This is a genomic window from Deinococcus alpinitundrae (assembly GCF_009982895.1).
Lineage (GTDB): Bacteria > Deinococcota > Deinococci > Deinococcales > Deinococcaceae > Deinococcus > Deinococcus alpinitundrae.
In genome coordinates this window covers 1-273 of sequence record NZ_WXZL01000239.1, presented here as the reverse complement: position 1 = coordinate 273, position 273 = coordinate 1, and the positions used below count along the sequence as shown (strand labels likewise).

Below are 273 nucleotides of genomic sequence, written 5' to 3'. Positions count from 1 at the left end.
CTCCTGCTACATCATCTTCGGCGGGCAAATCTTCAGAAGCGAATCCAAAGCCACAAAGTGATGAATGGTTTGAGTTACTTGAACAAACGAGTCCAATTGCTATGTTAGCTTCTTGGTCTGAATCAGAACCAACTATATCGCAAAAGACAATGGTTGAAGAATTAATTGAACGTGAAAAAATGTCTTTTGGCGTCATTAATATTTTGTTGCAATTTGTCATGTTAAAAGAAGATATGAAACTTCCTAAAGCGTATATTTTGGAAATAGCATCAA

At 35.9% G+C, this 273-nt stretch carries 1 protein-coding gene; it reads left to right on the top strand.

What is annotated here, in order from left to right:
* The coding region (locus GUI70_RS25665) for a hypothetical protein (protein WP_202630597.1) at positions 1-273 on the top strand (273 nt) is incomplete at both ends.